Source organism: Amycolatopsis sp. WAC 04197 (assembly GCF_003947475.1).
Classification (GTDB): domain Bacteria; phylum Actinomycetota; class Actinomycetes; order Mycobacteriales; family Pseudonocardiaceae; genus Amycolatopsis; species Amycolatopsis japonica.
In genome coordinates this window covers 1,350,807-1,370,933 of sequence record NZ_QHJK01000001.1, presented here as the reverse complement: position 1 = coordinate 1,370,933, position 20,127 = coordinate 1,350,807, and the positions used below count along the sequence as shown (strand labels likewise).

The following is a 20,127-nucleotide window of genomic DNA, read 5'->3' as shown; positions in this document are numbered from 1 at the left end:
CTTTCGGTGGTCGTCACAGCGCGCTCATCACGTGCTTGACGCGGGTGTAGTCCTCGAGGCCGTAGAGCGAGAGGTCCTTGCCGTAGCCGGACTTCTTGAAGCCGCCGTGTGGCATTTCGGCGACCAGCGGGATATGCGTGTTGATCCACACGCAGCCGAAATCGAGCTTCCCGGCGAGCCGCATCGCCCGCTGGTGATCGGTGGTCCACACCGACGACGCGAGCGCGTACTCGACGCCGTTGGCCGTGGCCAACGCCTCGGCTTCGGTCTCGAAGCGCTGCACGGTGATGACCGGACCGAAGATCTCCGTCTGGCTGATCTCGTCGTCCTGACGGACCCCGGAGATCACCGTCGGTTCGTAGAAGTAACCCTCGTCCCCATGCCGCTTGCCTCCACAGTGGACCATCGCGTGCGCGGGCAGCCGGTCGACGAAACCGGCGACCCGGTCGAGCTGGGCGGCGTTGTTGAGCGGCCCGTAGCTGACCGACGTGTCGTCGGGCTTGCCGGTGGTGGTCGCCCGCGCCTGCCTGGTGAGAGCCGCGACGAAGGTGTCGTGGACTTCGTCGGCGACCAGGACGCGCGTCGCCGCCGTACAGTCCTGGCCCGCGTTGAAGTAGCCGGCGGCAGCGATACCTTCTGCGGCCGCTTCGATGTCGGCGTCCGCGAAGACGACTACGGGCGCTTTACCGCCGAGCTCGAGGTGTACGCGCTTAACGTCCTTCGCAGCCGAAGCGGCGACTTCGATCCCGGCTCGCACAGAACCGGTGATGGACACCATCGCGGGGATCTCGTGCTCGACGAGCGCCCGCCCGGTTTCGCGGTCGCCGCAGATCACGTTGAGCACACCGGGTGGCAGGAACTCGGCGCAGATCTCGGCGAAGAGAAGGGTCGACGCTGGCGTCGTGTCGGCCGGTTTGAGCACCACGGTGTTCCCCGCGGCGAGCGCGGGCGCGATCTTCCAGACCGCCATGAGGAGCGGATAGTTCCACGGCGTAACCTGCGCGCACACGCCGATCGGTTCTCGGCGGACGAAAGAGGTATGTCCTTCCATGTACTCGCCCGCCGACCGTCCTTCGAGGACACGCGCGGCCCCCGCGAAGAACCGCAACTGGTCGACGATCATCGGCAGTTCTTCGGCCGCGGTGAGCGCGACCGGCTTGCCGGTGTTCGCCGATTCGACGAGGACGAGGCCGTCCGCGCGGGCTTCGACGGCGTCCGCGATCTTCAGCAGCGCGAGCTGCCGCTGCGCGGGTGTGGTCTCGCGCCAGGTTTCGAAGGCGGCTGCCGCGACCTTGAGCGCGCGGTCGACGTCTTCGGGGCCGGCGACGGCGGCGGTGCAATACGGGCGGCCGGTGACGGGATCGACGACGTCGGCGACCTTGCCCGACGCGGATCCGGTGTACTCACCGCCGATGAAGTGCTTCAACTGCTGCACGAGACCTCCAGGGGCCTGGTGGCGTGAGGTGGTAGCAAAGGTCCCTTGCTCCCTTGTGGGGCGGCGCGGGAGCTAAAACATATAAGTCCATAGGTTAAATGACAAGACGATGGTGCAAGATTGGTTCCATCGGGTAGCGGTACGGGCGAAGGGCCACCATGCGTAAGGGGATGTCGCACAGCGCGCGATCAGCGATGTTCGCTCCGCTCGACCAGATCGGCCGGGCGGAAGCGGTCACCTCGCGGCTGGTCGACGCCATCACGCTCGGGCTGCTGGCCGATTCGGAACAGCTGCCGAGCGAAGCCGAGCTGGCCGCCCAGTTCGGCGTCTCCACCGTGACGGTTCGCGAAGCGCTCGTGGCCTTGCGACAGCAGGGCCTTGTCGAGACGCGACGCGGCCGAGGCGGCGGAAGCTTCGTAAAAACGCCTGCCAACCCTTCGGCCGCTTCGTGGCGAGAGCGCCTTCGCACGGTCTCGCTGTCCGAGCTTCGTGACGTCGGCGATCACTACCTCGCCATCGCGGGCTCGGCGGCCAAACTCGCCGCCGAGCGGAGTTCGCCCGAAGACATCGAGCGGCTCGAACTGGCGACCGAGGACATCCGCACCGCCACCGGCGCGGAAGCGTCGCGTGCCGAGCGCCAGTTCCATCTCGAAGTCGCCGCGGCCGCCCAATCGCCGCGGTTGACCAGGGAAGAAGTGCAGTTGCAGAGCGAACGTGGTGGTTTGCTGTGGCTTCCGCTCGAGCCGCACGGCACCCGCGAGAACGCCTACGCCGAACACCGCGCGATCGCCGCCGCCATCGCACAGGGCGACGGCGAGCTGGCCAGGAAGCTCACCGAGGAGCACATCCTCGAAGCGATAGACCGGCTGGCGGACGTGCATTTAGACCTTCTGGCCCCTTAAGCTGCGACATCCGCGCATCCGAGGTGAGCATCGTGAACGACACACCGTCCGCCGGTTCCGAGGTCGTCGAACAGGTATCCGCCCTGGTCGAAGACGTCTTCGGTCGGCTGAAGCCGGTACTGGCCGGCGCCGAGGGGCTCCTGGCCGCATCCGCCGATGCCACCGCGGAAGACCTGACCCGTCTCCGGCCGCAGGTCTTCGAGGTCCTCGGCGGCCTGGTCGTCGGCGCCGGGTTCATCAGCGCGCCGAACGCACTGGCCGATCAGGAATTCGGCTTCGAATGGTGGACCGAGACCGGCGACGCCGAGCCGGTGCAGCTGGTCATCAGCCTCGATCCGGACAGCGAGAACTTCCTGGACTACACCAGGCAGTCGTGGTTCACCGTCCCGCGTGACACGGGCCGACGCCACATCAACGGCCCGTACGTCGACTACCTCTGCACCGACGAATACACGTTGACCTTCACCGTGCCCGTCCAGCGCGACGGGGCCTTCGCGGGCGTCGTCGGCGCGGACATCTACGTGCGCGAGGTCGAGCGCCTGCTGCAGCCGAAGCTGCGCGCCCTCGGCGGCCGCGCGGCACTGGTCAACGCGCAGGGCAGGGTGATCGTGTCGAACAACGCGCGGCAGGCGACGGGCTCGCTGGTCCGCGAGGTCGACGTCCCGGCGTGGTGGTCCGCCGGCGCGGAGCCGGTCACGACGGAGTCCGGCGCTCAGCTGCGGCGCTGCGGGGACTCGCCGATCGCCTTGGTCAGGTCCGAGCGCTGACCTGCAGCGCGAGCCAGAATTCGGCGCGCACGCCAGGGGAATCGAGGTCGCGGCCGGTGAGTTCGGCGACCTTGCGCATGCGGTTGCGCAAGGTGTGCCGGTGGACGCCGAGCCGCGCGGACGCCAGATCCCAGTGACCGTGGTGTTCGAGCCAGCAGGTCAGTGAGGCGACCAGTTCGCCCCTGCCGGTTTCGTCGTGGTGCCGCAGCGGCGCCAGCAAGTTGTCCGAAAACGCTTGCGCCGCTTGGGAATCGACGAGCTCCAGGAAGCCACGCCCGGCGTGTTCGGCGAACCGGACCAACGGGGAACGTTCGGCCTTCGCCGCTTCCGCCGCCTGTTTCGCCTGCCGTAACCCGGCCGGGAAGTCCACAGTGGATACAGGTTCGGACAGCCCGGCGTGCAATCCGCCGATCCGGGAAGCGTGCCGGGCGACCGCCTCCACGTCGCCGAGAGCGAGCACGAACGTTCCGGACTCGCCGAAGAACACCTTGTCTCCGGAAGTCTCTGCGTCGAGCGCGTCGGCGAGCGACCGGCGCGCACTCGCGGGACCGGCGACGGCCAGCACGGACCACGGCGCTTCCGGAACACCGCCCCAGAGCGACTTCATCGTCCGCGTGGCGAGTTCGCCGTGCCCCGCGGCGAGCAGGTCACACAGCCCCGTCCTCAACCGCCGCAAGGCTCCGCTGTGCTCACGGTTCTGTTCCAGGGCAAGGGAAAGCAACGACACCGCGGTGTTGACGATGTGCTGCCCCGCGGCGTCGAGCGGCTCACGGGTGCCGACGGCGAGCACACCCCGCGCGCGTGTGTCGAGCGTCTGCAGAACGACCTCGTACTCCCCCGCCACCGTCACCAGCGTGCCCGCACGCAGCCGCGCGAAGTCGTCCTGGAGGCCTTCGGCGAAGGCCCGCGCGGAGGGCGAAGCCTCGGTGACCGCGCCTGCCGAATCGAGCAGGAGCACCCAGCCATCGACCAGCTTCGCCAGTTTCCGCACCACCCCGCCGGGGCCGCCCTTGCCGACGGCGGTCCTCGTCAGTTCCTGCTGCCCCTTGCCGGTGCGCACGAGCGAGGCGTACTCGTCGGCGGCGACCGCACGGGATACCGCGCGCGTGATCGCGATGAACGGCGTCTTCTTCGGCACTTCCAGCACCGGGAACCCGACCTCGTCCGCGGTGTCCACAAGAGACTGAGGAATGCTCTCGTGACTGAGTCCGACCCCGAAACCGAGCCCCGCCACGCCCGCGTCGACCAGTCGCCGGATGTACCCGGGTGACGTGGTCTCATCGAGGGCGAGACCAGTGGTCAGCAGCAGCTCGCCCCCTTCGAGGAAGGCCTGCGGATCGGTCAGTTCGGTGGGATGGATCCAGCCGATCGGCCGGTCGAGCGCCGCCTCGGCCGCGCGCACCCGCAGGCCGAGCGAACGTTCGGCCACGAGCGCGGCGAGGGTCAGTGCCATGTTGTCCAACTCTACGCCTCGATATCGACAAGATGTCGAGCTGACGGCGCCGGGCGCGGCTCCCATCCTGGAGGGCGACCACCGTCCCTCGCGTCCGCAGGAGTTTGGCCGTGACCGCCACCACCGCAACGCAGCGCAGGCTGCGCACCGAGATCCCCGGCCCCGCCTCGCGCGCCCTGCAGGAACGACGCGCGGCCGTCGTCGCCGCCGGCGTGAGCTCGGTGCTGCCCGTCTACGTCACCTCGGCCGAAGGCGGCCTGCTCACCGACGCCGACGGCAACGTCCTGATCGACTTCGGTTCCGGTATCGCGGTGACCAACGTCGGCCATGCCGCCCCCGCCGTCGTGGACCGCGTCCGCGAGCAGGCCGGACGCTTCACGCACACGTGTTTCATGGTCACGCCGTACGAGGGCTACGTCGAGGTGTGCGAAGCACTCGACAAGCTGACGCCGGGCACACACGAGAAGCGTTCAGTGCTGTTCAACTCCGGCGCCGAAGCCGTCGAGAACGCGGTGAAGATCGCCCGCGCCGCGACCGGACGTCAGGCGGTCGTCGTGTTCGACCACGCCTACCACGGCCGCACCAACCTGACGATGGCGCTGACCGCGAAGTCCATCCCCTACAAGCACGGTTTCGGCCCGTTCGCGCCCGAGGTCTACCGCGTACCCGGCTCGTACCCGTACCGCGACGGCCTGTCCGGTCCCGAGGCCGCGCGGATCGCCATCGACCGGATCGAGAAGCAGATCGGCGGCGACCAGGTCGCGGCGGTCGTGCTGGAGCCGGTGCAGGGTGAAGGCGGTTTCATCGAGCCCGCCCCCGGGTTCCTTCCCGCGCTTTCCCGCTGGTGCACCGAAAACGGTGTCGTGTTCGTCGCCGACGAGGTGCAGACCGGGTTCTGCCGCACGGGCGAGTGGTTCGCGTCCACCCACGAAGAGGTCGTGCCCGATCTGATCGCCACCGCCAAGGGCATCGCGGGCGGGCTGCCGCTCGCCGCGGTCACCGGCCGCGCGGAACTGCTCGACGCCGTCCCGCCGGGTGGCCTCGGCGGCACCTACGGCGGTAACCCGATCGCGTGCGCCGCGGCGCTCGGCTCGATCGAGATCATGCGTCAGGAGAACCTCGCCGCGTCGGCGAAGCGCATCGAGAACACGGTGCTGCCGCGGCTGCGCGCGCTGGCCGGGGAGACCGGCGTGATCGGCGACGTCCGCGGCCGCGGCGCGATGCTGGCCGCCGAGTTCGTGAAGCCGGGCACCACCGAACCCGACGCCGACCTGACCAAACGCGTCGCGCAGGCCTGCCACCAGGCGGGCGTCGTCGTCCTCACCTGCGGCACCTACGGCAACGTCGTCCGTCTGCTGCCGCCGCTGTCCCTGTCCACCGAACTGCTCGAAGAGGGCCTGTCCGTCCTCGAGCACGCTGTCCGCACGGAGGCTTCCAAGTGACCACCTTCCCTTACTGGGTAGCCGGAAAGCCGGTCACCAGCGACGAGACCGTCGTCGTCCGTCACTCCTTCGACGGAAGCGAGGCCGGGTCGCACCACGTTCCGTCCACTTCGGACACCGAAGCCGCGGTCCAGGCCGCGCACGACGTCCAGGACGAGTTCGCGACGCTGCCCGCGCACGTCCGGGCGGGCGCGTTGGACCACGTGTCCCGAGTTTTGGGTGAGCGGTCCGAAGAGATCGCGCAGCTGATCACCGCCGAGTCCGGCAAGCCGCTGAAGTGGGCTCGCGGCGAGATCGGGCGCGCGGCGTCGACGTTCCGCTGGGCCGCCGAGGAGGCCCGCCGGTTCTCCGGTGACCTGCAGCGGCTCGACACCGACCCCGGCGGCACCGGACGGCTCGCGCTGGTGCGCCGCGTGCCGAAGGGCCCGGTGCTGGGCATCACGCCGTTCAACTTCCCGCTGAACCTGGTGGCGCACAAGGTCGCGCCGGCGATCGCGGTCGGCGCGCCGATCGTGCTCAAGCCCGCGCCCGCGACACCGCTGACCGCGTTGCTGCTCGGCGAGATCCTCGCCGAGACCCAGCTGCCCGCCGGCAGCTGGTCGATCCTCCCGGTGAGCAACGAGGAATCGGCCAAGCTGGTGGCCGACCCGCGCCTGCCGGTCGTGTCGTTCACCGGTTCCGTGCCGGTGGGCTGGGGGATCCGGGACAGCGTGCCGCGCAAGCACGTCGCGCTCGAACTCGGCGGCAACGCCGCGGTGCTCGTCTGTCCTGATTGGACGGATCTGGACTTCGCGGCGCAGCGGATCGCGACGTTCGCGATGTACCAGGCCGGTCAGTCGTGCATCTCCGTGCAGCGTGTGTACGCGCACGCCGACGTCTACGAGGAACTTCAGGCCAAGGTATTGGAGCAGGTGCGCGCGCTCGGGACCGGCAATCCGCGCACCGACGGCGTGGACGTCGGGCCGCTGATCAACACCGCCGCCGCCTCCCGGGTGGAATCGTGGATCACGGCCGCGGTCGAGGCGGGCGGCGAGCTGCTGACCGGCGGCAAGCGTGACGGCGCCACCGTCGAGCCGACGGTGCTCGCGAACGTGCCGGAGGACGCGTCGGTGATGGCCGACGAGGTCTTCGGGCCGGTCGTGTCGATCACCCGGGTGGACTCGGTGGAAGACGGCGTGCGCCGGATCAACGACTCGCGTTTCGGTCTGCAGGCGGGCGTGTTCACGCGTGACCTGCCGACGGCGTTCGACGTGTCCGCGAAGCTGCGCGTCGGGGGCGTGCTCGTCGGCGACGTGCCCAGTTTCCGCGCCGACCAGATGCCCTACGGCGGCGTGAAGGACTCCGGTGTCGGCCGCGAAGGCCCGGCGTCGGCGATGGCGGACTTCACCGAAGAGCGCGTCACCGTCCTGACCGGCCTGACCCTCTGACACCCCGCATTTAGTCCTCTGGATGCGCTATGACCGCATTCAGAGGACTAAATGCGTGAGGTGGGCGTGGGCTTCGACGAGCGAGGGGCCGTACCAGGTCAGATAGCGGCCAGAGACTAGGACGTGTTTCGCGCCGGGGAACGCTTCGGGGCCATCGTCGGCAGTGAACTCGTAGGGCTCGTCGGGCAACACGAGCAGGTTCGCCTCTTCGGCCGCGAAGCGCGCTTGGAGCTCGTCGAGCTTCGGACGCGGGTAACGCTCTTCGTGGTCCGCGTAGACGTTGCCGATTCCGACGCGACGCAGCACGTCACCGCCGAAGGTGTCCCGGCCGAGCACGATCCACGGCTTCCGCCAGACCGGCACGACCGCGCGGAAGCGCTCCGGCACCGTCTCCCGCCAGATCTCCTCCGCCTCGACGAGCCACTCCGGCTCGGCGAGGTCGTAGGCCTGCGTCAGGATCCGCCGGATCGAGGCGAGCGCGCTGGGCACGGTCGCCGACGCCTCCATCACCCAAACCGGGATTCCGTTGGCGCGTAAGCGTTCCACATCCTCCGGCCGGTTCTCCTCGGAGTTGGCCAGCACCAGATCCGGTCCGAGTTCGAGCACCTTGTCGACGTTCGGGTACTTCGAGCCGCCGACCCGCGGGACGTCCAGATCGACCGGATGGGTGCAGTAGTCCGTCGCGCCGGCGAGCCGTCCCGGCGCGCTCACCTCGACGGCCTCGGTCAGCGACGGCACGAGCGAGACCACCCGCGACGCCGGTTCGCGCAGCGGGACCACTTCGCCGAGGTCGTCGATCATGCCCGCTCGAACGACAGTTTCCGCTTGTCGACGTCCACCGCGGTGAGCCGGACGCGGATCCGCTCGCCTTCCGGCAGCTTCTCGCCCGTGCACTTGGACATCACCGGCGGATCCTCGACCAGGATCTCGGCCTTGGTCTCCTCCGCGCGCAGCACGATCGCGCTGAACTCGCCGCCGATGTGCTCGGCCATCACCCAGACCTCGACCTGGTCGATGGTGGCGCGTTCGACCTTGGCCGCCAGCGTGTCGGACGCCGACATCTGTTCCGGCATCTCCGAAAGCGCCGCGCGAACCCACTCGGGCACTTCGCGGCCGGCGCTCACCGCGAGACAGATCTCGGTGGCGAACCGGTCGACCAGCCGCCGGATCGGCGCGGTGACATGGGCGTACGCGCCGCCGATCCCGGCGTGCGTCGTCAGCTCCGGCAGTTCGCCGTCGAACACGGTGTACCCGGCGCCGCGCAAAAGCCTTGTGGTGTCGGCGAAAAGCGCCATGGACGCGGGTTGCCCGGGGTCGAGCGCGGCCAGGAACTCCGACACGCTCTTGCCCTCCGGCCAGTCGATGTTCAGCGCCTGCGCGGACCGGCCCAGCCATTCGACCGCCTCGGGATCGGGCTGCGGCAGTGTGCGCAGGACACCGATCTTCGCGTCGATCATGATCTTGGCCGCGGCCATGCCGGTGAGCAGCGAGATCTCGGCGTTCCACGCGTCGACGTCGTTGCGCGGCCGCTGGATCAGCGCCCAGCCGCCGTCGGGATCGCCGCTGATCTCCTGCTCCGGCAGCTGCAGTTCGACCGCGCCGCGCCGGATCGCCAGCTCGCGCCGCAGGCGGCCCAGCTCCGGCAGCGCGGCGACCGAGGGATGCGGGTCGCCCGCGTCGATCGCGGCCTGGACGGTCTCGTAGTCGAACTGCGCGGTGGACCGGACCAGTGCCCGGCGGACCTTGGTCGCTGTCGGCTCGCCGTGCGCGTCGACGTCGATGGTCCACAGCACGGCGGGCCGGGTCTCCCCCGGCAGCAGGCTCGCCGCGCCTTCGGACAGCACCGGCGGATGCAGCGGGACGTTCCCGTCGGGCAGGTAGAGCGTCTGCCCGCGGCGGCGTGCCTCCTTGTCGAGCGCACCACCCGGCGGGATGAACGCGGCCAGATCGGCGATCGCGTAATGGACCCGGAAGCCGCCGCCGACGACGCGTTCGATCAGCACCGCCTGGTCGAGGTCCTTGGCGCCGGGCGGGTCGATGGTGACGAAGGGCAGGCCGGTGGCGTCCTCGCGTTCCCCGGCCGATTCGAGCGGGTCGACGACCGCCGCCTCCGCCTCGGCGAGCACGTCGGGCCCGAACGACTCCGGCAGCGCGAACTCGGCGCGCAGGTGACCGAAGTCCCCTCCCGCCGCATGTGTCCTGATCACGAGTGGAGGCACCACCCAACCCTATCCCGATCCGGCGCCGTTGATCGCCCGTTCGGGTGCGGGCCGGTCGGGTGTACGTTACGGATCGAAATGAAAACCGATACCCTTTTCAAAACGACAGGAAGGGCCGTGGCGTGAAGATCGCGTTCGTCGGGAAGGGCGGCAGCGGCAAGACCACGCTGGCGTCGCTGTTCACCGCGTACCTGGCAGGCGACGGGAAACCGGTACTGGCGATCGACGCGGACATCAACCAGCACCTCGCCGTCGCGCTCGGCGCGAGCGAGGAAGAGGCCATCGCGTGGCCGACGCTGGGCGACAACATGGGCCTGATCAAGGAGTACCTGCGCGGCGACAACCCGCGGATCGCCGACGCGGCCTCGATGATCAAGACGACGCCGCCGGGGCGCGGGTCACGGCTGGTCCGGCCGTTCGAGGACAACCCGATCTTCGAGGCGTGCTTCCGCGAGTTCGGCGGCGTGCGGCTCGGCGTCACCGGGCAGTTCGACGAAGACGACCTCGGCGTCGCGTGCTACCACTCGAAGGTCGGCGCGGCGGAACTGCTGCTGAACCACATGATCGACGACGCGGGTGAGTACGTGGTCATGGACATGACCGCGGGCGCCGACGCGTTCGCGTCCGGGCTGTTCACGCGGTTCGACGTGACGTTCCTGGTGTGCGAGCCGACTGTGCGCAGTGTCGGCGTGTACCGGCAGTACGCCGACTACGCGCGGGACTTCGGGGTGCGGCTGGTCGTCGTGGGCAACAAGGTGACCGAGGACGAGGACATCGAGTTCCTGCGCGAAGAGGTCGGCGACGCCCTGCTGGGCTGGATGGAGAACTCGCGGCACGTCCGCGCCGCCGAACGCGGCCGGGCGCGCCCGATCGGCGAACTCGAGGCGCACAACCTCGGGACGCTGGGCTCGATGCTCGCGACCGTCGACGGCGAGCGGCGCGACTGGGCCCGCTATCAGCGGCAGGGTGTCGAGTTCCACCTCCGCAACGCGCGGGCGTGGGGCAGCGGGCGGGCCGGGGAAGACCTCACGGCCCAGGTGGACCCGGAGTTCGTGCTGGGGCCGGCCCTCGCCGGTCAGGACGCCTGAACTCCTCGTGGAAGTACATGAAGGCCCCCTTCCTTGCGCCTGGCGCAAGGAAGGGGGCCTTCATGTACTTGGGGAAGGTAGTGAAGGCCTCCTTCACTACCTTCAGGGTAGGCAAGGATGCCTTCACGGACCCGCGATCAGCCGCAGCGGGTCAGTCGCCGTTCCACTTGGCGTCTTCGGCGTCGGCCTGCTTCGTGCGTTCCTTGGCGATTTCCAAGGCGCGCCTGGCCGTCGCCTCGTCCGGGTACGGGCCGAGGAGGTCGATGCCCCGGCCTCGTTCCAGGTGCTCGACCTGGTTCGTCTTGGTGTTGAAGTACCAGCCCTGATCCGGGTTCGGGTCGCTCGACATACGCCAAGCCTGACATCACCGGGACGTCCTGTCATCACTTGCGATAGCGGTAGGGGATCTCCGTGGGATCGCCGGTCGGGCCGAACTCGCCGCCCTCGGGTTGATCCACCTTCGAACTTTCCGGCACGTTCTCGGCGAGCTCGTCGAACCAGCCCCGGTGCATCGGCACACCCCGTGGCGGAGTCGCCGGTTCCGGCGCGATGGGAATCCCCTGCGGGGGTGACGCCGGCATCGCGGCCGACGGCGGCGCCGTGACCGGCGGGTCGGGTGGGCTCACGGGCGGCTCCGGCTCGGCCTGGCTCGCCGCGGCGGGCGGGACCTCCGGAGTGGCCGGAGGGGCACTGACCGGCGGCGGCTGCATCCGGCTGGGCTGAGGCAGCGGAGGCGGCGCCTGGGACACCGGCGGCTGGGTCGGGGGTGCCTGGGACACCGGCGGCTGAGGCGCGGGCGCCTGCTGAGAAGCGGGCACCTGGGGCGCGGGAGTCTGGGCCACCTGAGGCGCGGGAGTCTGAGGCGCGGGCGCCTGGGGCGCAGGGGCTTGAGGTGCAGGCGCTTGAGGCGCGGGAGCCTGCGGAGCCCCGTGATTGCCCGGCAACGGCGGAGCGGGTGGCCCGGCAGGCGGCGCGACCGTACGCCACACCGGCGCGGGCCCGATGTTCATCGGCGCCGGAGCACGCGGCGGCTGCCCGGTCGCCGGCGGCGCGGCCTGCGAAGGCGGCGGAGGCGCCTGGCGCTGCGAAGGTTTCGGGATCGGGTCCAGGCACGAGACGAGCACAGTGGTGTTCGCCGGATCTTCGACCTTCCGCCCACTGCGCTCGCGGTAGATCATCTCGCCTTCGGTGTCCATCTCGACCAGGTAGCCGGCCTCCGCCAGCTGCTCTTCGTCGAGGTCGACGAGCTTTTCGTAGCGCGACGGGACGACCCGGTAGATCGGCCAGGCGAGCCTGCCGTTCTCCTGGTGGAACTGCGCCAGCAACGCGGCCATCTGCTGCTGCCAGGGCAGCGACATCCCCTCGGCCAGCGAACGCGGCAACACGACGTAACCGGGGTCGACGCCCGGCCAGCCCTGGTTCAGCTGATCGGCCAGCGGCGTGCTCGACGCCGGCCGCGCCGCCTGCCGTGCCGGCTGGGCGGTGCCGAAGAGATCGCGGGGATCGACCTCCGGGCCGTTCCCCGCCGCGGGCTTGCCTCGCCTTCCGAATTTCCGTGCCACGTTCTTCATCCTCTGCCAGTGTGCGGCCGCTCGCCGGTGGACAGGCCGCCACTTCGGGTGAATCGGATGGTCCCGCGATCGCGATACCACGCTTTCACCATGCTAAACGCCAGGACGGACCGCCTGCGCGACCACTTCGGCCTCGTCGAAGGAGAAGTCGCGGATGTGCACCGGCACCCCGGTCTGCTGCGCTTCGACGATCTTGCCGTCACCCAGGTACATCATCACGTGGTGGATGGTCGCCGGGTTCGACGGCACGGTGGCGAGGAACAGCAGGTCACCCGGCTGCGCCTGACGCACCGGCAGCATCGCGCCCGCCTTGTACTGGTCGCGGGAAACACGCGGCAGGATGATCCCGGCCGATTCGTAGGCCCGCAGCATCAGCCCGGAGCAGTCGTAGCTGTTCGGACCGGTCGCGCCCCAGATGTACGGCTTGCCCTGCTCGGCGAGGGCGAACTTGATGGCCTGCGCGGCCGCCTGGCTCGGCGGCACGACACTGCCGACGCTCGTCCCGCAGCCGACGACGTCGACGATCTGACCCTCGTTCTGCACGAGGAGCGCCGCCATCGGCTCCCAGTTGTGGTACCGGTCGGGGAACCCGGACCGCTCGACGCGCTGGGCGGCGTCGCCGGGCCGCATGTTCTCCCAGTCCGGCACCGCGAGCAGCACGTCGAAGAACTTGTTGACCTGGTACGGCGGGTCGGTGACCTGCGCGACGGTGCCCCAGCCCATCGACGGCCGCATCTGGAAGATGCCGAGCGAGTCGCGGTCGCCGTAGGTCAGGTTCCGCAGTTTCGACTCGGTCATCCCGGCCTGGATCGCCACCTGCCACGCGCGCGGGGACAGCGTGCGCTGCTTGCCGATCGAGATGATCAGCGCGACGATCCCCTTCTGTTCCTCGTCCAGCTTGCTGATGTCCGAAGAACCGCGATCGGTCTGCCCCGGCAGGGTCGGCCCGATCGACGCGTCGCAGGAGGTCTTGACGACCCCGCCCGACTGCGCCTCGACATGGTCGGTCACCACCTTGGTGACCGTGCTCGTGGTGACCACCGCGGCGAAGACCGCGGCGATCAGCACGCCGACGATGATCCCGATCTTCATCGGGTCAGCCCGCTTGGGTGTACTTGGTGACCCGCCATCCCGGGTTCGTCTTGACGACGGTGACCCGGACCTTGGGCCCGTCCGTCGGGACGTCGACCTCCATCGACCCGGTCACCGAGGAGGCGACCTGCGGCTCCCCGGTCACCCTGGTCGCGGTGATGTTCGCGGGATCCACCGAGGTCATTTCCCCGGCGAGGTACTCCTCGGTGGTGTACGGCTTCAAGCCGTTCAGCCACTGCTCGGTCGTCGTGCCGTCGGGATGATTCGCCCATGCCGTCACCCACTCCTTGGCGACCCGGACCCCGTCCTGGTCAGGTGGCGCGGAAGACGGCGGCGGCTGGGTGGTGAGCCTCGGCGGCAAGGTCGACGTCACGGTCACCGGCGCCGCGACGCCGGTTCGCGAGGTGGTCGTCGCCGAAGCACCCGGCCCGTTGGCCGTCTGTCCCGGTTTTCCGATGGCCTTGGGCAGCAGGATGCCCAGCGCGGTGAGCACCACCGCGAGGATCACCAGCGTGCCGATGAGGTGCCGGGGCGAGCGCAGCGGCCAGCCCCACAGTCTGCGGTAGACCGCGGTACGGCCGCGGTTGGTCCGGATCGGCATGGGTCACCGACCCACGGCGTGGTCTGTGTCGCGGACTTCCTCGCGGACCTCCAGCCCGCGCGACGGCCGGTACAGCACGAAGACCGGCTTGCCCGCGACGACTTCGGGGTCGACGCGCCGCGGCCGCGGCGTCGACGGCCCGGCCTGCACCGGAACGGCGCCCGAATAGTCCGGGGTGGTGTAGCCGCCGCCCGCGGAGTTCATCCGCGACGGCACCACGACCGGCTCCGGTTCGTCGCTCCAGCGCCGGTCGGCGACCGGCGAGGTGTCGACCCGGCGGCTCGGGACCTGGATCGGGCTCCGCCCGCCCGAGGTGAACATCGAGTCGCCCGGATTTCCCGCGGACGGGTTGTACTGGCCGAACACCGGGACGCCTCCGCCCCCACCGGCGGGCAGCGCGGGCAGACCACCACCACCGCCGACCGCGCCCGGCCACGGCGCTCCCGACCACGCCGCCGCGGGGCGGATGGCGCCGGAACCGTTGTCGAGTCGCTGGGAGCTGGCGAAGATCGTCGCCTCGGGCCGGAACCGCCCGCCGCCGACCGTCGCGCCCACGGGACCGCGAAGGTCTCCGTCGACGACGTCGTCGGTGTCGCGGACGTTCTGCCAGAACGCGTCCTGCGGGGTCGGTTCGTTGTTCTTCTTGCGGAAGCGGGAGAAGAGCCCGCCGCGCGGCGAGGGCATCGCGCCGCCGACCATGCCGACGGACATCTCGACCATCTGCCACAGCCGCCGCACGGGGCGCCCGACCATGAACAGCAGCACGGTGATGATGGCCGCCAGCGCCATCTTCGTCAGCAGGGACAAGGAGTTCCCCGCGGTGAAGATCGCCTCCAGCAGGAGTGTGTGCACGCCCGCCAGTACCGAGAGCACCATCAGGTTGAAGGCGACCGCGCCGACCACCTTGAGGATGCGCTGCATGATCTGCGGCTGCAGCAACGCGATCAGGCCGATCAACGGAGCCGTCAGCACGAAGATCCGGATCAGGACCTGCGCGAGCAGCACCGTCGCCTTGGCGAGCAGTTGGAACAGCGAGTAGAAGATCCCCTGGCCGAGCGAAAGGAATCCGGCGCCGACGCGGCTGCCGTCCTCACCGGTGAAGTAGCCGGTCGCCGGGCCGAGTTTGGTGGAGATGTCCTTGAACGCCGCCTTCTTGGAGTCCACCAGCGCGGCGTCGGCGTCCCCGCCCTGTTGGATCTGGCTCCAGGTGAAGGCCCGCGCGTCCAGCAGGGGCGGGCCGTACTGGATCGCCTGCGGCGAATCCGGGCTGCCGAACTCCCCGCGGAGCCAGTTGTCGTAGACGACCCGGCAATGCAGTTCGGTCGGGACCCGGTCCCACGGCTGGCGCGCCGCGACGGCCTCCGGGGTCGCCTGGCACGGTTGCGCCGCGGGCGGCGACGGTTCGGTGGGCGGCGGGGTCTTGGCCTCGTCGATGAACCCGGCCTGGATGTTGGTCGTGGTCTGCACGATCGCGTTGTCGATCGGATCGAGGAACCGCAGCAACGCCAGGGAGGACGCGGCCAGCCAGACCGCGGCGAGCCCGTACAGCGCCCGTTTGCTGACCGCGGCGAGATCACCGCGCCAGATGTTGCGGAACAACATGATCGACATGATCAGCGCGGCCAGGCCGAACAGCTGGGCGTAGATGTTGTTGTAGACCTTCTCGGCCCCGGCCTTGACGGCGTTGTACAGCGGGCTGAGCAGGCTGCCCTGCAACACCGTGTAGTGCAACGAGTTCGTGGCACCGACGATGTTCTTGCCGATGTTGAACAGCTGGTTGCCCGCCCAGGTGTCGATCGTCGAGTTGGGCGAGGTGATCCCGGCGAGCGGGCCACAGTCGGTTTCGAAGGTGTCCCAGACGTGTCCCGCGTACCCGTAGACGTTGTACGGGCTGCCGCCTTCGCCCTTGGCCGTGGCGGGCGGGTCGAGCGCGCCGACCATGCCCGCGCCGGGGCGTTCCGGGTTCGGTGCCTCACCACAGGCCGCGGCCGACGCCGCCGGAGCGGTCGCCACGGCCTGCAGGCCCAGGATCAGCACGACGACGAACATCGTCGCCCGGCGGCTCGGTCTGGTCTTACCGGGCCGCGGCCCCTCTTTCAGGCGGCGGCGCAGCGCGTGCCAGCCGGCGGCGAACGCGAGCACGAACGCCAGTGTCAGCACTGTGTTCATGCGGCGTCCCTGCCGGTGCCACCCTTGCCGGCGCGCGCGTGCTCGCCTTGACTCCCGTTCCCGTTGTGTCCATTTTGGACAGCGCCTTGCACTTCTCCGGTTTCGGCCGCCAACGGGTCCGGGGCGCCGAGCATCTGCTCATCGGTGAGGCCGACCTCGAGTTCGGCCGCGAGCTCGAGGTCTTCTTCGAGCTCGAAGTCGTCCTCGGGCGGTGTCGGGACGTACTGCTTCTCCTCCGGGACCGCGATCTCGTTGCCCGGCTTCGACGGTTTGGCGTCGGGCGAGCCCGGCGTGGTGTCCATGACCCGGCGCAGGTGTTCCAGGTGCGGGCCGGAGAAATCGACGCGGATCCGCTCCACGCCGCCGGCGCCGTCGCCGAAGATGAACTGCCGGGGCTCGACGTCGCGCTGGATGTCGCGTTGCGAACCGGGACGGCGGCCCAGCGCCGCGACGACCTGTTCGTAGCCGACGCCGACCGGGACCTTCAGCAGGCGCAGCGCGTCGGCCTGGGCGTCGTCGTCGTCGAGACGGCCGACGAACACCGAGTCCAGCAGCGCCACGAAACCCTGGATCTTCAGGAAGTCCGCGGGGATCTGCGAGGACAGCAGCACCCGGACGTTCCACTTTCGCGAGTCACGGGCGAAGCGGTTCATCAGCACGCGACCGGTCGGGACCTCGGAGAGGAAGAACGCCTCGTCGATCCAGACGCCCTTGCGCAGTTCCTTCGGCTTCTCGTAGACCGACCGCTGCGTCAGCCACGCGGCGAGGTTCAGCATCTCGACGCCGAGCGATTCCGCGTCCGTCCAGTACTCGCGCGGGACGCCGTCCTTGGGCAGGGTCAGCCCCGCCATGGTCAGCACGGTCATCCGGTCGTCGCGGGTCTCGGAGTACGGGTCCGCGTCGGTCTCCGGGATGAGCAGCGCCATCCGCTCGCGCATCTCGTCGAGGAAGTCCGCGACGACGACGGCGTGCTCGTGGTGCTCGCTGGAGTCCCGGCGCAGCGCGTCGATGACCTGGCCGGGGTCGGCGTCGAACCGGCCGCCGACCGCGCGGACGGCGCGCAGCAGCACGATGCGGGTCTGCGCCATCCGCGACACCTCGTACGGCAGGACACCGGTGAGGACGTCGAGCACGAGACGGCGGCGCGTCGCGCCCGCGAGGGCCTTCTCCCGCCGCCAGGAGCGCTCGGGGTCGTCCTCGTCCATGAAGTGCTCGATCTGCGGCTCGGCGACCACCCGGTACGGGTTGAGGATGCCGGGCTGCGCGTTGAGCAGGTTGATCGGCCGCGCGTACGGACGCAGCTCGGGCAGGTCGCACAGCCGCGACAGCGGACCCGAGGGGTCGAGGATCGTCCAGTGCGCGCCCGCGCGGAGCGTCTTGTAGACGATGCCGCCGCCGAGGAACGACTTTCCGCCACCGAGGCCGGCGACCATCGCCGTCAGGCCGGAACCGTCGCGGATCTCCTGCGCCATCCACGGGTCCCACGCCACCGGGCGCCGGGTCGCGGTCACGGTCTCGCCGAGCAGGATGCCGCGGCGGTCACCCACCTCGGCCGTCGCCGTCGGCACCGCCGAGGAGGCCCACACGACCGAACCGCGGCGCATGTACGCCGCCGAGGCCAGTGGCTCGCCGGGGATGAACTCCCTGGCCAGCGCGTACTGCGCCTCGGGATGCTCGACGGCGATCTTCGGCTTGTAGAGGTCGAGAAGCTGCTGGGCCAGGCGCAGCGCGTCGCGCTCGGTCGGCCCGGACACCGCCAGCCGCCACCACGAACGCACGCGGGTGGCCAGCGCGGTGAAGCCCGACGTCATCTCGTCGTCGATCTCCAGCACCCGGCCCGCCTGGCGCGCCAGCGACTGCGGCGGCTCCAGTTCGTGCTCGTCGGTGTAGTGCTTGACCTGCGAACGCACCTTGTTCATCTGGCGCTGCAGCTCGCCAGCGACCTCTTCGGGGCGCCGGACGTAGATCCGCGCGGACACCTCGACCGCGGCGGGCAGCCGGTCCGCGTGCTGGATCCAGGGGTCGTCGACCTCGGGGATCTGCAGGCCGTGCATCTGGCCGACGGTGAGGACCGCGAGATGCCGCGAGACGCCGGCGTTCGACCCGGTGCGGCCGCGGACGGTGACCGTCGGCGCGTACGGCTCGGCGTGGAAATCCGCCGCGTCGGTGAAACTGGCGAGATCCTCGGGCTCCCAGGCGGCGCCCGGGACCGCGGGCATGTTGCGCGGCGCGGGCAGGCCCAGCGAGCACGAGCGGTGCATCAGCCAGGACATCTCCTCGGCGTGCACCGGACGTCCTTCGAGCCCGGCGGAGCCGATCACCTGGTCGAGATGCTCGACCTCGGAGTCGAGCGCGGCCAGCTCGGCGTCGACGGCCTCCGGCAGGATCTTGCGCAGCACCGGGGCGGCGCTCTCGACCGCGCGGTCGATCATCCGCCGGGTCTGCACCTGGACGCCGAGATAGACCTCTTTCTCGGCCATCGAGCGGCCCATCAGCTGCTGCTGCTCGCCGATGAGATAGTCGTCGAAGGACAACGCGCCCTGGACGTCCTGGGGACGGCCGACGGCGTTGTGCACGTGGGCCTCGGCCCACATGCGGATCGGGTACGGCCGGTTGGTCACGCGCAGGTGCAGCCAGCGGCCCTGGAGCTCCGCGTACTGCCCGGCGATGGCCGCGATCAGGTCGCGGCGCTGCGAGTCCGACCGGAACGACCAGCGCTGCGGCGCGAGCCGGTACCAGGCGTACACCTCATAACCGGTGCGTAACAGGTGCCCGTCGATGCTTCGCGCCGCGATCGACGGGGTATACGAGGGTATGGCCGCCTCTCCGGGCAACCGCCTCCCCTTGCCGGCCTTCTTGGGCTGCGCGGAGCGGACCTGCTGGGGCGGGTTCCAGGCCCCTTGCTGCAGGTCTCGATCACGTTTTCCTCGGCTTCCGCCGCGACCGAACAACGACTACCTCCCGGCCCGAGCCGCGGGGCGGCTCCGACGCGCTCGTGGTGTTCCCTGAGCTCCGGCGCCGCCGCCGTAGCCGTGGTGCTGGTACTGCCGTCTCCTGCGGTGCTTCGGTAGCGGGCGGTTCGCCCGTACCCGGACGCGGGACGCGCTGGCCGCGCCCCCCGTGCCCGTGGTCCGTTCTCTCGGTGTGTTGAGCTCTTTCGCCGCCATCGCGGCCACGGCGCCCAGCGGACGCTCGTGGCTGATCTTGGCCGTGATCAATCTGGTGATCACAATTGTGGCGACGAAGGCCCAGGCGGTCGAGAAGAACCCGAAGCTCCAGCCCGCCCACCGTTCGACGGTGAGCACGAGCAGGAAGACCGGGATACCGACGAGCCACGCGACGTAGCGGGCTCTCCAGGGAAAAGTCGCTTTCGGCGGGCCGAGCCATACGGCATCGACCCGGTAGACCTCGTCATCGGTGCGGATACGCAACGCGAGCCCTCAGCCTGTGAAGAGGCCGGCGATCCACTGGCCCACGTTGACTCCGGCGCCACTCACGGCGAGGCCGATGATCGCCAGCGCGATCACGACACCGGCGAGTCGGCGCATGACACCCGCGTTGTCCCCTTTGCCACCGCCCAGCCACAACAGGAGGAGCGCGACGGCCAGCAGCACCAGGGGGATGATGTTGTCGATCAGCCAGGTACGGACGTTGCCGGTGCCGAGCTCGCCGGCGGCCAGCGTGTCGAGGGTGGTCAAGGTCATCATCGCATTACTCCCGGTGCGCGGAGAGGGGGTTCGCGCGGTTCTGGCTCGGTGGTGCTTCGAACATCATGGCGTCACGAGGCGTAGTGGTCAAAGCGCGCTCTGTAGATGTCGTTTTGTCTACAGTTCACAGAGCGAGGCACAGCACCACGACCATCCTCGGTCTCCATCATCGTTGCAAGGGTCGTCTGGATTAACCCCGGCCACCCGTATTTCGCAGTGTGCGAACGGCCTCACTCGCTTGCGAGGCATCTTGC

At 69.8% G+C, this 20,127-nt stretch carries 17 protein-coding genes; 5 read left to right on the top strand and 12 right to left on the bottom strand.

Annotation, left to right across the window (positions count from 1 at the left end; genetic code table 11):
- Nucleotides 1-13: 13 nt before the first annotated feature.
- Nucleotides 14-1,435, bottom strand: a complete 1,422-nt coding sequence (locus DMC64_RS06895; protein ID WP_125732701.1) for a gamma-aminobutyraldehyde dehydrogenase — start codon at nt 1,433-1,435, stop codon at nt 14-16.
- A 158-nt stretch (nt 1,436-1,593) separates the two neighbouring features.
- Between DMC64_RS06895 and DMC64_RS06890 the strand changes: the two genes are divergently transcribed.
- On the top strand, nt 1,594-2,337 hold the full coding sequence (locus tag DMC64_RS06890) for a FadR/GntR family transcriptional regulator (protein ID WP_037331950.1): 744 nt from the start codon (nt 1,594-1,596) through the stop codon (nt 2,335-2,337).
- 32 nt (nt 2,338-2,369) lie between these two features.
- On the top strand, nt 2,370-3,104 hold the full coding sequence (locus DMC64_RS06885; protein WP_125732699.1) for a cache domain-containing protein: 735 nt from the start codon (nt 2,370-2,372) through the stop codon (nt 3,102-3,104).
- Here DMC64_RS06885 and DMC64_RS06880 read toward each other — a convergent pair.
- The gene (locus DMC64_RS06880; RefSeq protein ID WP_199754907.1) at nt 3,088-4,557 is read right to left on the bottom strand and encodes a PucR family transcriptional regulator; all 1,470 of its coding nucleotides are present in this window, start codon (nt 4,555-4,557) and stop codon (nt 3,088-3,090) included. The two genes, DMC64_RS06885 and DMC64_RS06880, sit on opposite strands and share 17 nt — an antisense overlap.
- Before the next feature lie 110 nt (nt 4,558-4,667).
- Here DMC64_RS06880 and gabT point away from each other — a divergent pair, with 110 nt between their 5' ends.
- Nucleotides 4,668-5,999, top strand: coding sequence for a 4-aminobutyrate--2-oxoglutarate transaminase (gabT, locus tag DMC64_RS06875; RefSeq protein WP_199754906.1), 1,332 nt, complete (start codon nt 4,668-4,670; stop codon nt 5,997-5,999).
- Complete coding sequence (locus DMC64_RS06870) at nt 5,996-7,426, top strand: aldehyde dehydrogenase family protein (protein WP_125732693.1); 1,431 nt, start codon at nt 5,996-5,998, stop codon at nt 7,424-7,426. The genes gabT and DMC64_RS06870 overlap by 4 nt, the downstream gene beginning before the upstream one ends.
- Nucleotides 7,427-7,465: 39 nt before the next feature.
- Here the strand turns inward: DMC64_RS06870 and DMC64_RS06865 are convergent, their stop codons facing one another.
- Together DMC64_RS06865 and DMC64_RS06860 are read right to left on the bottom strand one after the other, a co-directional pair.
- Nucleotides 7,466-8,227 carry a helical backbone metal receptor gene (locus DMC64_RS06865; protein WP_125732691.1) on the bottom strand — a complete coding sequence of 254 codons (762 nt, stop codon included), beginning with the start codon at nt 8,225-8,227 and terminating at the stop codon, nt 7,466-7,468.
- The gene (locus DMC64_RS06860) at nt 8,224-9,633 is read right to left on the bottom strand and encodes an RNB domain-containing ribonuclease (protein ID WP_125732949.1); all 1,410 of its coding nucleotides are present in this window, start codon (nt 9,631-9,633) and stop codon (nt 8,224-8,226) included. Before DMC64_RS06860 ends, DMC64_RS06865 begins: the two co-directional genes overlap by 4 nt.
- Nucleotides 9,634-9,767: 134 nt before the next feature.
- On the opposite strand from DMC64_RS06860, the gene DMC64_RS06855 reads away from it, so the two are divergent.
- The gene (locus DMC64_RS06855; protein ID WP_037331959.1) at nt 9,768-10,733 is read left to right on the top strand and encodes an AAA family ATPase; all 966 of its coding nucleotides are present in this window, start codon (nt 9,768-9,770) and stop codon (nt 10,731-10,733) included.
- Nucleotides 10,734-10,884: 151 nt separating this feature from the next.
- Here the strand turns inward: DMC64_RS06855 and DMC64_RS06850 are convergent, their stop codons facing one another.
- From DMC64_RS06850 to DMC64_RS06815, 8 genes are all read right to left on the bottom strand, one after another.
- Nucleotides 10,885-11,082, bottom strand: a complete 198-nt coding sequence (locus DMC64_RS06850; RefSeq protein ID WP_037331961.1) for a hypothetical protein — start codon at nt 11,080-11,082, stop codon at nt 10,885-10,887.
- 34 nt (nt 11,083-11,116) lie between these two features.
- Nucleotides 11,117-12,304 carry a hypothetical protein gene (locus DMC64_RS43620; RefSeq protein ID WP_305016977.1) on the bottom strand — a complete coding sequence of 396 codons (1,188 nt, stop codon included), beginning with the start codon at nt 12,302-12,304 and terminating at the stop codon, nt 11,117-11,119.
- Nucleotides 12,305-12,397: 93 nt separating this feature from the next.
- A complete protein-coding gene (locus tag DMC64_RS06840) occupies nt 12,398-13,396 on the bottom strand; it encodes a C40 family peptidase (protein WP_037331962.1) in 999 nt (332 codons plus the stop codon).
- Between the two features lie 4 nt (nt 13,397-13,400).
- A complete protein-coding gene (locus DMC64_RS06835; protein WP_037331963.1) occupies nt 13,401-13,997 on the bottom strand; it encodes a hypothetical protein in 597 nt (198 codons plus the stop codon).
- 3 nt (nt 13,998-14,000) lie between these two features.
- Entirely contained in the window at nt 14,001-16,166 is a 2,166-nt protein-coding gene (locus tag DMC64_RS06830; RefSeq protein WP_037331964.1) for a hypothetical protein, read from the bottom strand.
- Complete coding sequence (locus tag DMC64_RS06825) at nt 16,163-19,117, bottom strand: ATP-binding protein (RefSeq protein WP_125732687.1); 2,955 nt, start codon at nt 19,115-19,117, stop codon at nt 16,163-16,165. The genes DMC64_RS06830 and DMC64_RS06825 overlap by 4 nt, the downstream gene beginning before the upstream one ends.
- Before the next feature lie 3 nt (nt 19,118-19,120).
- On the bottom strand, nt 19,121-19,597 hold the full coding sequence (locus tag DMC64_RS06820; protein ID WP_076153445.1) for a hypothetical protein: 477 nt from the start codon (nt 19,595-19,597) through the stop codon (nt 19,121-19,123).
- A gap of 9 nt (nt 19,598-19,606) precedes the next feature.
- A complete protein-coding gene (locus DMC64_RS06815) occupies nt 19,607-19,873 on the bottom strand; it encodes a hypothetical protein (RefSeq protein WP_005166545.1) in 267 nt (88 codons plus the stop codon).
- Between the last annotated feature and the right edge of the window lie 254 nt (nt 19,874-20,127).

Coding starts and splice junctions, on each gene's coding strand:
- DMC64_RS06850 (WP_037331961.1), bottom strand. CDS start 11,082: ATGTCGAGCGACCCGAACCCGGATCAGGGCTGGTACTTCAACACCAAG.
- DMC64_RS06815 (WP_005166545.1), bottom strand. CDS start 19,873: ATGATGACCTTGACCACCCTCGACACGCTGGCCGCCGGCGAGCTCGGC.
- DMC64_RS06840 (WP_037331962.1), bottom strand. CDS start 13,396: ATGAAGATCGGGATCATCGTCGGCGTGCTGATCGCCGCGGTCTTCGCC.
- DMC64_RS06865 (WP_125732691.1), bottom strand. CDS start 8,227: ATGATCGACGACCTCGGCGAAGTGGTCCCGCTGCGCGAACCGGCGTCG.
- DMC64_RS43620 (WP_305016977.1), bottom strand. CDS start 12,304: ATGAAGAACGTGGCACGGAAATTCGGAAGGCGAGGCAAGCCCGCGGCG.
- DMC64_RS06880 (WP_199754907.1), bottom strand. CDS start 4,557: ATGGCACTGACCCTCGCCGCGCTCGTGGCCGAACGTTCGCTCGGCCTG.
- DMC64_RS06830 (WP_037331964.1), bottom strand. CDS start 16,166: ATGAACACAGTGCTGACACTGGCGTTCGTGCTCGCGTTCGCCGCCGGC.
- DMC64_RS06835 (WP_037331963.1), bottom strand. CDS start 13,997: ATGCCGATCCGGACCAACCGCGGCCGTACCGCGGTCTACCGCAGACTG.
- DMC64_RS06890 (WP_037331950.1), top strand. CDS start 1,594: ATGCGTAAGGGGATGTCGCACAGCGCGCGATCAGCGATGTTCGCTCCG.